This window comes from Vreelandella indica (genome assembly GCF_037070225.1).
Taxonomy (GTDB): Bacteria; Pseudomonadota; Gammaproteobacteria; order Pseudomonadales; family Halomonadaceae; genus Vreelandella; species Vreelandella arctica.
This window is the reverse complement of record NZ_JBANSO010000071.1, coordinates 1-2596: the sequence shown is the minus strand read 5'-3', so window position 1 is coordinate 2596 and position 2596 is coordinate 1. Positions and strand designations below refer to the sequence as shown.

At 48.2% G+C, this 2596-nt stretch carries 3 protein-coding genes and 1 pseudogene; all 4 read right to left on the bottom strand.

Annotation, left to right across the window (positions count from 1 at the left end; genetic code table 11):
- Nucleotides 1-364: 364 nt before the first annotated feature.
- Nucleotides 365-1051 (bottom strand): phosphatase PAP2 family protein, encoded by a 687-nt coding sequence (locus tag V8L71_RS20465; RefSeq protein WP_022523382.1) that lies wholly within the window; start codon nucleotides 1049-1051, stop codon nucleotides 365-367.
- Nucleotides 1033-1410: a diacylglycerol kinase gene (locus V8L71_RS20460; RefSeq protein ID WP_022523383.1), complete on the bottom strand. Its 378-nt coding sequence runs from the start codon at nucleotides 1408-1410 to the stop codon at nucleotides 1033-1035. Before V8L71_RS20460 ends, V8L71_RS20465 begins: the two co-directional genes overlap by 19 nt.
- A gap of 74 nt (nucleotides 1411-1484) precedes the next feature.
- Nucleotides 1485-2273 carry a glycosyltransferase family 9 protein gene (locus V8L71_RS20455; RefSeq protein WP_336275312.1) on the bottom strand — a complete coding sequence of 263 codons (789 nt, stop codon included), beginning with the start codon at nucleotides 2271-2273 and terminating at the stop codon, nucleotides 1485-1487.
- A gap of 210 nt (nucleotides 2274-2483) precedes the next feature.
- Nucleotides 2484-2596 (bottom strand): annotated as a pseudogene (locus V8L71_RS20450) (IS630-like element ISHsp2 family transposase); the annotation flags it as partial.

The window sequence follows — 2596 nt, the reverse complement described above, 5'->3', positions numbered from 1 at the left end:
AAAGGGCTGCGTTCTGGCATTACTCAACAGCCACTCGCGCTGAAGATGCGAATCCTGATAAGCAATGCCAACAGCCAGTACCTTCAGACCGCTCAATCAGCGCCCTCGTGAATAAGGCGGGGTTAAGGCAGGTCATCACCAAAAACATATTGGCAAAGGTTAGCCACGTCTGGACGGCAAGAGGGTCATAGCCAGCAAAGGCTTGTTGCCAAAAAGGGACATTGTAAAAAACACTGAATATGACAACACCCCATAAGACAAGCTGCTCCGTACTTAATGTGGGGCGATAATGCCAAGCGGTGCCTACAATTTTTGAAGGCAATGACAGCAAAGGGGGCATTGAAAGGCTCTCTATATGAAAAGATTAATGAACGCTGGGGGGTAATAAGAATCTTGAAAGGACAAAGCTTACGGTCCAACAAATCATGACGGTCCAGAGGTCATGGGAGAGAAAGTGCGCCCCGCGGAACTGTTGAGTGATCCCAAACGTAAGGCCAAGCCCTAAGCCCAGTGCAAGCCCTGCCCATCGCCAGTGGGGCCGTATGGCGGCAAAAAAGAAGTAGAGGGCTATCCAGGTATACCCTGCGCTGGCATGCCCGGCGGGAAAGCAGGCGGACGCTGGCATTGAGGAAGGCCGTATGCTGAGCAAGCCAATAAAGTCGCGTGCCCCACCATAGCGAACTAAATCCCAAGGGCATTCCATGCTCACTAGGTGTTTAATCGTTGCTACAAGTAGCGCTGAAAGAAGCGTTGCGGAAAAAAGATATAAAAGCGGCGTGCGATACGCTTTAAGACGAGTAACCACGGTGCTTAGTATTAATAGGAGGAGTGTGGCTAAACCCATCGCCAAGCTTAGCCATTTACCGCCTTTGTGAAGAATATCTTGGGTAATTAAGGTGTTTTTCCATGCCCAAGCATTACCCTGAAGGCGATATATAAAGTCCGTTATCGTAAAATCTATGTTTAGAGTGCTGAAGGCTGACATGGCGATTATAAATAAAAGCCAGGCGGATGCTACGGGTTTGAAAGAATTTAGTAGAGCAGCACGCATAGCCACACACCCATCATCATAAAAATGGTCATCATGACGGCGGCAGCCCCCATGTCTTTAGCACGCCCGCTAAGTTCGTTATGTTCTAGTCCAATACGGTCAATGGTGCTTTCGATGGCGGAGTTAATGAGCTCCACTATCACTACAAGGGTGAGTGAAGAAAACAGCAATGCTTTTTCCACTGAAGTGGCATTAACAAAAAATAAAAAAGGGTAGAGGACGAGGCATAGCATCACCTCTTGTCTAAAGGCAGACTCATTTATCCAGCAAGCTTTTAAACCCGATACTGCATTCATAGAAGCGCGGAAGATGCGTTTGAAACCCGTGCCATTGGGTTTTGACGTCGTTGAAATAGGCAAGACAGTACTCTCGATAACGTAACAGTAGGGTCACTATAAAGTGCAAAACTTAACGAACAGTTATGCGCTTTAATTCAGTGGCTAGAATGCAAAGGGGCAGCGCTGGGTGGTGGTGTTACCCACTGTGTTGGTTGATTTGTTGCCGAGGCCGATTGAACGGGATCCGTTGCGTTTTGTCCGTTAAGATTAGTGCGTATGGCTTCTATTACCGTGCTGATTTCTGGGTGCCACAGAATAGTGTCATAGGCTTCTCGTGGTACGAAAGCGAGTGATTTTTTTTGGCGTACCAGGGAAATGGTGGCGACATCGAGTGCTGCCGCTAAGTGCATAGGCCCAGAGTCTGGCGTCACGAGTAACCGCGCACGTTCCAAAACCGCGGCAAAGTGGCGGATAGGAAGCGGTGAGCATAAGCTGCCATAAAGTGATGACTTCAAACGCTTCTCAATAGGTGCTAGAAGCCTAAACTCCTCCGGTCCAAGAAATACAATATAGCGTATTTTACGGGCTTCCATGGCATCGATAAGCATTAACCAAAATTCCAACGGCCAACGCTTGTTTTGATGCCCGCCTACGAAGATCGCAATAAAATTTGTATCTGGTGGTTGTTCGCTATGAAGGCTGGCTAGCTGTTGTATTTTCGTTATTGCCTGATAGCGTTCCTGCTCTGTTATCTGGAGCAATGGCCGGTTACGGCAAGCAACACCGAGCGGACGTGTTAAGTTAACGATGGCATCGTAGGCATGTGATGACGTACCTTCCGCCTCAATGCTGTACCAGCGCTGGTGACCTTTACCTGAACCCATGGTGTACCGTGCCCCTATTAACCGGGTCACTATAAAACCGCTCGTTGATCCTCCACTCACTTGTACCGCCAGGTCATAGCGTTGTGCTCGTAGACGTCGTAATAATGTCACACACTGCCAAGGTCGAAGAATGGCGCTTCTCGACAGTAAAAAGAAATAATCAACAGGTCGTTGTTGCAACAGTGGCCATGTTTTATCAGTCGCTAAATAGTCTATGCGCGCGGAAGGAAAACGTTCACGAAAAGCATCGATGACAGGGGTACTAAGTGCCTATTCAAAATTAATCGCGTGATCAGTTCCGTAACCACCGAGTAAGCGGTGTACCTCTTCATGTAGACGTTCAAACGAGAGATAGGCACTCAAGGGCAGCCAGGTGTACTTCA

Coding starts and splice junctions, on each gene's coding strand:
- V8L71_RS20465 (WP_022523382.1), bottom strand. CDS start 1,051: ATGCGTGCTGCTCTACTAAATTCTTTCAAACCCGTAGCATCCGCCTGG.